This window comes from Rhodothermales bacterium, assembly GCA_013002345.1.
Taxonomy (GTDB): domain Bacteria; phylum Bacteroidota; class Rhodothermia; order Rhodothermales; family JABDKH01; genus JABDKH01.
Genome location: JABDKH010000090.1, coordinates 1 through 11,224, shown reverse-complemented (window position 1 = coordinate 11,224; position 11,224 = coordinate 1). Strand labels below are relative to the sequence as shown.

Genomic DNA, 11,224 nt, shown 5'->3' with positions numbered 1-11,224 from the left:
AAACCCAGTGAAGCGTCGCCTTGACTTTGCGGCCATCCGGTGCGTCACCGCCGCGGGTGGCCGGGTCGTATGTGCAGCGTAGTTCGTCGATCTCGCCCGTGTCTGGATTCTTGATTACCTCATTGCATGTCAAGAAGAAACCGTATCGAAGACGAACCTCCCGACCCGGTGCGAGCCGGTAGAACCTCCGCGGCGGATCCTCCATGAAGTCGTCTCGCTCGATGAAGATCGTACGACTGAAAGGCACCTTGCGCGATCCCTCGTTAGGCACATCGTGCGGCCAGTAGGGCGCGTCCAGCCATTCGGTTTCGCCTTCGGGGTAATTCGTGATCACCACTCGAAGAGGACGCAACACGGCCATGACGCGCGGGGCGCGATAGTTAAGATCATTGCGGATGCAGTATTCGAGAAGCGCTATGTCGATACGTGTGTCCGTCTTGACCACACCACTACGATCACACAGGTCTCGGATGGCCTCGGGTGTGACGCCTCTGCGGCGAAGTCCCGCAATGGTCCAGAGTCGTGGATCGTCCCAACCGTCGACGAGCCCCCCCCCAACGATTTGAAGCAGCTTGCGCTTGCTCATCACCATGTAGGACAGGTTCAGCCGATTAAACTCATGCTGGTATGGCCGAGGGGTCGCCCACGCCTTGTCGAGGACCCAGTCGTACAGCGCCCTGTTGTTCACAAACTCCAGCGTGCAAACCGAGTGCGTGATCCCTTCTATCGCGTCGGAAAGGGGATGGGCAAAATCGTACATCGGGTAGATGCACCAGTCGTCACCGCGCCGGTAGTGGTGGGCGTGACGAATCCTGTAGAGCAACGGGTCGCGCAGTTTCATGTTGGTCGACGACATGTCAATCTTGCCGCGAAGGACATGCTCTCCGTCCTTGAATTCGCCAGCGCGCATGCGTGTGAACAAGTCCAGGTTTTCTTCTGGAGAGCGATCGCGATACGGACTCTCGCTTCCCGGTTTCGTCACCGTCCCTCTGGTCTGACGAAGTTCATCGTCTGTCTGGCTGTCTACGTACGCGTTGCCGTCTTTGATGAGTTTGACGGCGCAGTCGAAGAGTTGCTCGAAATAGTCCGATGCGAAGTAGAGGCGGTCCTCCCAGTCGAACCCGAGCCACTTGATGTCGCGGATTATCGCGGCTACGTATTCGGGATCCTCGGTCTCCGGATTCGTGTCATCGAAGCGCAGGTTGCAGATCCCATTGTAGTCCGCAGCCAGGCCGAAGTTGAGACAGATCGACTTGGCATGGCCAATGTGCAGGTACCCGTTGGGTTCGGGTGGAAACCGGGTAACAACACGGCCGCCGTACTTGTTTGTCGCGATATCCTCATCGATGATGTCGCGAATAAAGTTGGTCGCGCCGCCGCCGTCGGACTCGGGCACTGGAGTGTGGTCACTCATTGGTTCTCAGTGATCATGGTGGTGTCGACGACCAGGCCGTCGAGAAGAATTGATATACGCTGGTGGAGTAGGATTATTCCCTCTCTCGCTGAGAGCTGGCGGATTAGCTTGCGTGGGTCCGAGACAGAAGGCGATGGGAGACAGGTGGCAGGCGCTGCGAGACGCAAGCAACCACACCGTCACCCCGAACGCGTCGAAGGACCTGTGTGGCGTCGAGGCAGGTCGCTGAGGGAGTCAGGTGACCGGCCTGCGTGACGAATGAAGCAACGTCGTCACCCCGAGCCCGTCGAGGGGCCTGTGTTGCGCGGAGGCAGACCGTTGACAGGGATTCCTCGACAGGCTCGGAATGACCAGGCATCTCGCTGCAGTGTCGCGGCCTCGCAACGAAGTCGGCCAGAATAGAAAAGGGCCCCGCGGGATGCGCGTCCGCGGGGCCCCATCTATGCACACAGCGAAGGCTCTACTTGATGAGCGCCATCGTCCGTGTTTGAACAGTGCCTGCGACACGAGCCTGATACAGGTACAGACCCGATGCCACCGCGGCACCTGATGCATCCGTTCCGTTCCAGACGAACGAGTACGTGCCCGATGCCAAAACCCCGCTGGCAAGCGTTGCCACTCTCTGCCCGAGGACATTGTAGATCGTCAGATCCACGGATCCCGCTGACGTCACCTCCAGTTCGATCGTCGTGCTGGGGTTGAACGGGTTGGGGTAGTTCTGTCCAAGGTTGAACGACGCCGGCAGGGCATCTCCGTCCGGATCTGTCTCGACCGTCGTCGACTGACTGTCCTGGTGCATGGTGATCTTGGACACGACGAGCTCACCGGCCTCGTTAGTGGCAGCCCGAATCTCGACAAGCGAGAAACTACCGGTCTCTGCCAGTGATCCGGCGCGGCCGTTATCGAGCATCACGAGTGGATCCGAATCCATCATGAAGTCGCGACCGAGAATCTGAACTCGATCCGAGGCCAGAACATCGACATCGCCCATCACGACGAGGACCTCAAGTACGCGGATCTTGCGAGCAAGTCGCGTCCCGTCAGGCTGACCGACAGCGTGAACATCAACCGTCGCGCCGAGTGCGATATCAGTCAGAGTTATCGGACGTCCGAGTACGTCGACAATCTGCGTCGAGCCATCGACGAAGAAGTGGATACCAATAACCTCAATCGTGCTGGCGCCCGAAGACTCGACCGGACCGACGACGTGTATTCCACGAACGTCACGGTCGAGCTTCTTCACCTTGTACGCGACAAGCGTACCATCCTCCAGCAGATCCCCGCGAATCGCGACCGGTTTGCCGATCTCGAGACCGTCGACACCAATCTCGTTGCCCGACTCATCCAGGATGACGGTAGTCGACAACAACTGGAAGGACACGCCAAGAACGGTGATCGACTCACCCTCGACCGCTTCGAGCACGGCCGCTACCAGCACCTCGTCCTCGACGCGCAGCCTTACCCTGATGCTCCTGGCCATGACACCGCCGTCCGTCTTCCATCCAATCACACGCACGACCTGTCCGACCTCGAGGTCGGCGAACTCTAGAGCGTTGCCGTCCACATCCATGATCTTCGTATCCGCAGTCACAAAGACGCGAATTCCCGATACGGAGATCGCGTCACTACCGATCTCGTTGATCGTCCCTGTAAGATGGACGTAGCGTCGGGTACGGACCTCGATCTTGAGCGCGACCGCTTCATGGGTAGCGGGGAAGATGTATCCCTTCACGCGGGCGAACATTCCGACAGAAAGATCTGAGAATCTGAGTGGGGCACCCATTTCATCCACGATCTGCGTGTCGTTGGTTACGCGGAACGGTATGGATTTGACGACCAGCACCCTGTCACCCAGCCGCTGAATCTCGCCGGCCACCGTGATCTCTTGTCGTTCCGGTTCCTCGACCTCGATCAGACGAGCCACCGGGACACCTTCGTCATTCACGAAGCCGTGAACCTCCACAAACTGACCCACTTCGAGGTCCGCAAATGTGATGGGCTCGTCGTCCTTTCCCAGGATCTTCGTGTCGTCAGTGACAAGAATCTTCATTGCGAACGAAGGTCCCATCGTGCCCGGACGCGGGTCCCAGGTGATCAGAATCGCGTTGTCGCCGATCTCCCGGATAAAGCCCTTGACCTCGAACTCTCTCGGTCCGGGCTCGTCCTCGACCTTGACCCGCCTGGCCGTAGGAACGCGATCGGCGCCGAGCACACCGTGTACCTGCACGAACATGCCGACTTCCAGATCACCAAAGGTCAATTGCTCTCCATTCTTGCCGAAATATTCTGTCTGATCATCGACAGCGATGAAGTGATTCTCGAGTTCGAATCCTCGATCGCCGATCGATGTGATCGTTCCCTTCACCTCGAACGTGAAGTCGTTCCCGGCACGCACGCGAATCCGAAGCGCAACGATGTGGTCCATGTCGACACGGACCTTCACGCGCGCCATCATGCCCGGCTGGAGCTCCGAGAAGAGAATCGGCTGCTCATTGGCGCCGAAAATTTCGGTTTGTTCGTTCACCTCGATCTTGCGGCCGAACATGACGATCCCGCGGTCGAAGACCTCCTGGATCATTCCGGAGAACTCCACTTCGTTCTGCCCGTCGTGAGACTTGAGCTGGATCCTCTTCGCGACCGGCGTGCCATCATCTCCAATGATGCCGCGGACGTGCACTCGATCTCCAACCTCAATATCCGAGAGCCGAATCGGCCGATCGGTGTCGTCCTCAATCTCCGTTCGCTCGGTGACACGGATCTTGCGGTGCATGACGCCGATGAATCCGTCGCCGAGATCAGTCACAAGTCCTTCGAGTTCAAACTCGCTAAGCTGGACACCTGCTCCGATTCCAATGGAGAGGCGCGCCTCAAACTCGTGTCCGACTTTATCGCGCAGCCGAACGTGAAGCGTCCATCTACCGCGCGCCCATTCGGCATCAGGGAGCTGGACGTCGGCGGTGTAGCGAGCGTTGAACTGATTCTCGAGTCGGAATCGAATCTCCTCGCCGCTGTTCTCGTGCCGAAGTCGAAGCTCGTTCGCGTCGATATCCATGGGATCGAGTTCGGGTGCGTCGACGAGAACGAACATCTTCTCGCCTGGCTCGAACGTCAGGTCGTGGGTAGAGAAGTCGCTGTTGCGCGAGACGGTCAGTCCGCTCTGGGCAAAGGCGACCGGGGCGCTGAGGAGCAGAATCATTCCCAGCAGCACTCCCCTGGTTTTCGTATCGAAAGCAATCATTGTCGTTGCACTCCTGTCAGATGTCAGATGGTTTTTCCTGGATGTGTTCATAAGGAGATTGCAAAGGTGATGCCGATCTTCGAAAACGGGCCCGAGAACGTCGTTTTTGTGACCAATCAGGGGTCTGCCGCACTTAAAGCCGGAATTGAGTCCGTCGAACAGCCGGGGGATTGAGCACCACGGTTACGCCGTGTGCAGAATGTGCGCAACGCCTAATTCAGGGTCAATCGAAGAGACAGCGATGGTCGATTCGAAGTCGCGTCAGTCGTTACTCCCATTGACGGATGCACGACCGATCGGCTGCTTCTGCTGCTCTCAAAGATCAACGCATCGAGATAGCTCACGACCCATGTGGCGACTGTGCTCATCGCCAGGCTGTTTCGGACTTTGTGCCAGCGGTTGAATGAGTCAAATCGATCCTGAACTGCGGAAGGATCCGTCTCATCGAGATAGGCGTCGTGCTTGTTGTGCCGAATGATGTGCGCCGTGACGGTGCCGGCTGCGGCCGTTCCCCACAAGGCCATCATAACGATTCCACGCTGCCGCTGTCCTTTGTACATCTGACCCCAACCGGGCAGAACCAGCGACCGGTAAGCGGCAGCGGGGCGAGGATCGTAGACTCTGAGGTATCGAATCGATGCTGCAGGTGGATCCGCGGATTGCGCTCTGGTTTCAGCGCGAACCGACTCGAACAACTCCACTGCCCTCGGGGACGCCTGGACGGGATCGAGCGTAAGGTCGGGGTCGATGCTCAGCGCAGAGGCAAAGTGCTCGCGTGCTGCACTCGTCTGGTTGCGGGCAACGAGTACAAGCGCCGCAATCGTGTGGACTTCCACAAGGTCTTCGGCCGCTTGTCGATCACCTGATCGGATCACGAATTCCGCCCGCGACAGAGTCAGGTCGAAATCCAGTTGCTCGTAGGCATTGCGTACACCGGCAACGCCCAGTGTGTCCTGCGATTGAGCAAACGATGGCCGGGTCATTCCGACCGCCAGGAGGATTAGAATCGTCGCGGACGCTCGATACTTCAACGGGCAACTCGTACGGCTTTCCGGATAATACTGAAGGGCCCCTGACGCATGCGAATCAGGTAGAACCCGTCGGCGACCTGAGCGCCCGCATCGTTGTCACCACTCCACGAGATTTCGTACGTGCCGGGCGCCTGTGAGTCATTGATCAGGCTCCTCACGTTTCGGCCGGTGACGTCCAGCACGTCGATCCGGACACGACCGGTTTGCGACGAAACAGAGTAGCGAAAACGGGTATTCTGGGCAAACGGATTGGGAAATCCAGGTTCGAGCGTCAGATCCGGCGGTAGCGCGATCGGGTCGGTGGCAGTGCTGATGGGTCCCAGTTTCTCGACTGAAGCCAGCGGTACACCGTCCTGCCCGATGCCACCGAATGCGTAGATTGATTGATCGATCCTGACCGCCGAAAAGCTGTGCCTGGGTCTGTTCAGTGAGGGGGCCTCAGTCCAGCCCGCATCACTGGGCCGGAAGATCTCCGTCGTGCCGAGCACCCTGTCCTTACTGCGTCCTCCGATGACGTAGATCGATCGGTGCATCGTCACCGCGGCCAACGCCCCGCGAGCAACTCTCATTTCTGAAAACTGAACGCTACCGGACGTAGAGTTGTACTGCTGAACCTGGCCGACCGGTCCAAACGTATTGAAGCCGCCGAAGATATAGACGGAAGCATCCAACACCGCCGCCGCCGATGAGACGCGCGGTCGATCGAGTTTCCATTCACTGATCTCGTCCCAGCGGTCGTTCGCAACATCAAAAAACTCGACGGTCTCGAGCGCTCTCTCACCCTGGTCGCTTCCTCCGATCAGATACAAACGACTTCCGAGGATGATCGCCGTCGCGCCCTCGCGTTGCCTCTTCGTATCGGGAAAGTCGATCCATTCATTTCTGGACGGGTCAAAGACCTCCACCGTCTGCAGGACCTCGCCCTGGGTACTGCGACCACCGATCACGAAGATTTTTCTACCAAGCACTGCCGCAGTAGCGTTCACTCGAGCCTCCTTCAACTGCGGTATCTCGTCGCCGCCGCTCCAGTGGTTCGACAGAGGATCGTATCGAAATACGGTAGCGGATGCGCGCTCTCGCTGTCCACGTCCGCCGATAACCCAGACCTGACCGTCGAGCTCGACCACTGCGGCGCCGGCTCGTGCCTGAGGCATCTCGGAGACGATCTCCCACTCCTGAGCGGCAACGGTGTCAGGCAGAGCGAACCCCGCTGCGAGCCACGCACCGAGGACCACCGTGCTCAGGATTATCGTTCGTAAACGTCGTTGCATAGCGCAAATATTGCTCGAGATTAGCCGATCTGTTCGTCTCCTACTTGTATGTGGCAATAGCCGTACCATAATCCTACTGCGACCTTTCCTGTCGCATATTGTACGCCAGATTTCTGTGTTCGCCGGCCGTCAGCACAATGTCGCGGCTAATCTCCCCCAGGTCCGGATGGATAAGGCGAAGACGATGCGCACCAGGGGCCAGTATCAACGGGCGAACTTGCGGCGGGATCGTATCAACAACGGCTCCATCGATCTCTATCTCGGCCCAGGGAATCACGGTCAACGACAACCGGGCAACCGTGGACCACAGACTGACATCCAATCGGGTGAATTCGTCAGGGTCGATCCGCACCGTTCGCCGTACGTCGGGAAAATCGGGATTACGAAGCAGAATCTCGTGATCGCCGGACGCCAAACGCAGCGTGTCGAGCGAAGCCGTAGCAAGCGAGTCGCCGTCGATCCATATCGTGGCCCACGGAATACATCTTACTGCCAGGAAGCCGGGGCCCGCGACAACCGTGGCGGTGTCGAAGGCGACTTCGACGCCGGCAGAATCCAGGGCCGCGGTTGCCGGGACGACAGGATCGATCGTCGTAATGCGTGTTGGCTGCGTGGCTTCCGGCTCCACGTCGGGCTTCTGTTCTTCATTCAGGATCGGGATCGTACGCTCGGACGTGGACGCATCTGGAAGCAGGTCCTCGGAAACGCGCGTATTCAACACGTCGACTGTGGCGGAGTCCAGCGACTCTTCAGCCAATCGTCCGGAATCAGCGTCGGGAAGAAGCCTCGTAACCAGGAAGATCGCTGCTGCGACGACGGTCACAGCCAGAGCCCACGACGCAACCGGACGAGCAAGACGCCGTTCGTGGGCAGCCGGGCGCATCGAATTGTCGTCCACCGGTTTCGCGCGAGCCGCGGGCGGCGCCCAGCCCGAAGGATCCGCGACATAAGCAGCGATGTCAACATCTTCTACGGCAACCCGCTGACCCTTCATCAAGGCGTGCTCCAGCTCAGTCGCGCTGGCGAAACGCCCGGCTGGATCCTTCTGCAGCAGTTTGCTGCAGATAACCATCAGGCCTGACGGGGCGTCGGTGAACAACTCGACGTCCTGCATCGGACTCGCGCTCAGCAGTCCGTCGATGATCTCGCTTTCCGAGTCCCCGGAGAACGCTCTTCGACCGGTGAGCATCTCGAAGAACGTGGCGCCGACAGCAAACAGATCTGACGACTCCGAGGGCGCGCCACCACCGATGATCTCCGGCGCCATGTAGGGAAGCGTACCGGCCATCGCGGGAGACTTCTCGGCAGCATCCTGTGAAACAGCCAGTCCGAAATCCGTCAACTTCACAGCGCCCTTCGCCGAAACGAGGATGTTGTCCGGCTTGAAATCGCGGTGCAATACACCTTCAGCGTGCGCAGCGGCGAGACCGGCCGCGGTTCTCTGGAGGATGCCGGCTGCGATGGTCGAGGGCAGCGGACCGCGTTGCAGCAACTCGTCCAGTGACTGACCCTCGACATACTCGGTGGCCATGTAGGTCACGCCACCTTCTTCGCCGTAGGAATAGACCGACACAACGTTGGGATGAACGACCCTTGCCAGCAGTTGCGCCTCGCTCTTGAATCGATCTGCAATGTCGTTGTGTACGGCAAACTCCGGACGCAAGACTTTCAACAATACATAGCGGTCCAGCGACGAGTCGTATCCCTTGTATACGATCGTCGTCGCCCGCCGACTGATTTCGGCAAACGGCTGGATACCTGCTACTGCTCCTCGGAGCCCCATTCTTTTAGCCGATAGTGTAGCCACCTTCGCGAAACGCCAAGCGTGCGCGCCGCCTCGGAGATATTGCCATCGAGGTCTTTCAGCGTTCGCAATGTCACGATCCGCTCCACGTCCTTTAGAGTCATTCCCGCCTCGAACGGATCACGATCTTCCATCGGTCGAAGCTTGAGATCTTCGGGTGAAATGGTATCTCCTTTGCTGAGCACAACGGCGCGCTCGATCACGTTCTCGAGCTCTCGAACATTTCCGGGCCACGCATACTCGCGGAGCAAGTCCAATGACTCCGCCGCAAATCCCCGGATGTGTGCTCGCCCTTTGGTGGCGAACTTGTCCAGAAAGTGATTCGCGAGAAGATCGATGTCACCACCTCGGAGGCGAAGCGGAGGCATCGTTATTTCTATCGTGTTCAATCTGTAGAAAAGATCCTCGCGGAAATCTCCCGACTTCGTCCGCTCCTCAAGAGACTGGTTCGTCGCTGAGATAACCCTGACGTTAACTCGTCGCACATCCGTGTCACCGACGCGACGGATCTCTCCATCCTGGAGGACGCGTAGCAGAGTCGTCTGCATACGGGGACTCAGATCCGCTATCTCATCGAGAAAGATGGAGCCGGTGTGGGCAGCTTCGAACAAACCCTTCTTATCGGCGACAGCTCCGGTGAACGATCCCTTCTTGTGACCGAACAGCTCACTCTCAAGCAATTCATCCGGCAGCGATCCACAGAAAACGGCCACGAACGGCTGCTCCTTTCGACTTCCGTTGTAGTGGATGGCACGGGCTGCGAGCTCCTTTCCGGTTCCGCTCTCACCCTGAAGAAGTACCGAGGCGTCCGAATCGATAACTCTCGAGATGGTGTCAAAAACGTCCCGCATCGGTCGGCTGCGCCCGATGATCTCGTCGAATCCATAAAGTCGTTGCACCTCACCCCGGAGATGCCGGTTCTCGTCGCGGATAGAGCGGTAGAGTCGAGCATTCTCAATCGCTACAGCCGATTGATCCGCGATGGCCGTCAGGAGCGGTAAACTCTCGCGAGTAAATCGGCCCGGCTGCGATACACTGTCGAGATAAATCGCTCCGATGCGCCGGGCACGCAGCGAGAGGGGCACGCAGGCGATGGACTGGATCTGCTCCACGACGATGCTCTCGGTCGATCCAAACCGATCGTCTTTCTGTGCCTCGTAGAGCAGGAGAGGGTCGCCCGACTTGATGACCTGAGTCACGACCGTCCGCGAGATGTGCTCGAGTTTGACCAGTTCGTCGTCGTTGAAATTGCGATAGCTCTTCACCTCCAGATCCGGCAGTCCACGTGCAGATTCCAGAATGACAAAGCCGCGTTCGGCCCCGATCGACTCCATCGCTGCTTCGAGAACGCGCTCAAGAAGATGGTCCGGATCTTCCAGCGAGTTGATCGTGGCTGCAATTGAGGAAAGCGTTTGCAGTGCGCTCGGGGTTGTGGGTTCTTCCGTATTACTCATGGGATGATGCAGAATCCGACCTGCTTCGACCGGCTTCGGTTCATGAATTCGTCGACCACCGCGACCGTCCAGTAGTACTCGCCATCCGGCAACGGTGTGGCCACGACTGAGGTCTCGTCAAATGGAATGTTATCGATTCGTTCAACCAGGGTCTCGAGCCCCGAGTCAACGCGGATGATGTCGACGCGGTGTGTGAACGGATACGGCAAGAAGAGCGGTTTCCACTCTATCAGCGGTACGACCCCACTGCCTGACTGACCCTGCAGACAGTCCTGGGGTCCGTTCTGAAAAGCTTCTTCTACGGCTTCGGGCGTCTCGTCGATTACACGTACGAGTCGCAGATCAGGCGTGGTCACGATGTCGCTCAGGTGGTCCCGAACGGACAGTAGCATGGGTCGGCCGAGAAGCGCGTGAATCGTGGTTGTCGGGAGGTCAAGATCATTCAGTGTTCGCGCGAACGTACCGGTAGTTTGAGTGGTGAGTAAGGTGTCCGCAAAACCGTAGTCGGGAATATCGAGCCAGACTTTGTCGACATCGAAAACACCGTCGATGTCCGACGCCTGTACAACAAACTCTACCTGGAAAAGGTCTTCAAGGGGCCACCATCTACTGATGTGAGCGGTGTTGACGGTCCACGACTCGAGGATCGGCAATCCGTTGAGTTCGAAGTTGGCAGCAACCGGGACGCCAGGTGCCACCGAAATAGTGTCCACAGCGTTCACGTAACCTGCCGCTTCGACAGTCACGGTATAGCTACCACTCGGGACGTCGGAAATAGAGAACGATCCCGACCCATCGGTAACGCTCGTGAGTCCACCAGGTGTCAGTTGCACAAGGCTGCCGGAAACACCGGCCAACGATCGCTGCGTCACCCGTCCGCTCACTTGCCCTTCGTCGACGAAGTTGGAGGAAAGGGGATCGAGGGGATTGCCGCGTTCGCCGTCCTCCAGGCACGCCGACATGATCAGCGTCAAGGCGAGGATACTGGTGCCGATCTGAGCCTTGGCCATCG

The 11,224-nt window shown here is 58.5% G+C and carries 7 protein-coding genes; all 7 read right to left on the bottom strand.

The genetic code is table 11. The annotated features are described in order from the left end of the window. Window positions 1–1,414, bottom strand: a 1,414-nt coding sequence (locus HKN37_04665; protein ID NNE45936.1) for a glutamine--tRNA ligase/YqeY domain fusion protein, incomplete at its 3' end; no start/stop codon positions are given. Between the two features lie 460 nt (window positions 1,415–1,874). Beyond that, on the bottom strand, window positions 1,875–4,652 hold the full coding sequence (locus HKN37_04660; protein NNE45935.1) for a T9SS type A sorting domain-containing protein: 2,778 nt from the start codon (window positions 4,650–4,652) through the stop codon (window positions 1,875–1,877). 212 nt (window positions 4,653–4,864) lie between these two features. After that, the gene (locus HKN37_04655; GenBank protein NNE45934.1) at window positions 4,865–5,683 is read right to left on the bottom strand and encodes a hypothetical protein; all 819 of its coding nucleotides are present in this window, start codon (window positions 5,681–5,683) and stop codon (window positions 4,865–4,867) included. Then, the gene (locus HKN37_04650; GenBank protein NNE45933.1) at window positions 5,680–6,954 is read right to left on the bottom strand and encodes a hypothetical protein; all 1,275 of its coding nucleotides are present in this window, start codon (window positions 6,952–6,954) and stop codon (window positions 5,680–5,682) included. The genes HKN37_04655 and HKN37_04650 overlap by 4 nt, the downstream gene beginning before the upstream one ends. A gap of 73 nt (window positions 6,955–7,027) precedes the next feature. Further along, a complete protein-coding gene (locus HKN37_04645; GenBank protein NNE45932.1) occupies window positions 7,028–8,737 on the bottom strand; it encodes a serine/threonine protein kinase in 1,710 nt (569 codons plus the stop codon). Next, complete coding sequence (locus HKN37_04640) at window positions 8,716–10,212, bottom strand: sigma-54-dependent Fis family transcriptional regulator (GenBank protein NNE45931.1); 1,497 nt, start codon at window positions 10,210–10,212, stop codon at window positions 8,716–8,718. The genes HKN37_04645 and HKN37_04640 overlap by 22 nt, the downstream gene beginning before the upstream one ends. Continuing rightward, window positions 10,209–11,224, bottom strand: a 1,016-nt coding sequence (locus HKN37_04635; GenBank protein ID NNE45930.1) for a carboxypeptidase regulatory-like domain-containing protein, incomplete at its 5' end; no start/stop codon positions are given. The genes HKN37_04635 and HKN37_04640, both read right to left, overlap by 4 nt.